Annotated in this window: 1 pseudogene; it reads left to right on the top strand. The window is 42.0% G+C overall.

Features of this window, described 5'->3' with window-relative positions:
* A pseudogene (locus ADF68_RS07955) lies at positions 1-352 on the top strand (hypothetical protein); the annotation flags it as partial.

The following is a 352-nucleotide window of genomic DNA, read 5'->3' as shown; positions in this document are numbered from 1 at the left end:
TAGATGTTGAACAAGATCCTAAGACAGGTGACGTTACAGTAACACCTAAGAAACCAGATGGTTCAACATTCCCACCAGGCACTACGGTAGAAATCCCAGGTGAAGATGGAAACCCAATCACTGTTACAATTGGTGAAGATGGTAAAGGTAAAGTATCAAATGACAACCTTCCTAAGAAAGATGTCCCAGGTACAGGTAAGATTACAGAACCAGGTAAACCAGCTGTTGAAGTTCCAGTAACAACACCAGGTAAGGTAACACCAAATACTCCAACAACTGAAACACCAAGTGAGATTGAAATCACACGCAAACCAAATGGTGATGCGATTGTAACGCCTAAGAAACCAGATGG

This window comes from Streptococcus pseudopneumoniae (genome assembly GCF_001068775.1).
Taxonomy (GTDB): domain Bacteria; phylum Bacillota; class Bacilli; order Lactobacillales; family Streptococcaceae; genus Streptococcus; species Streptococcus pseudopneumoniae_N.
Note: the sequence above shows the minus strand (reverse complement) of the source record. Positions and strands in the feature narration are given on the sequence as shown.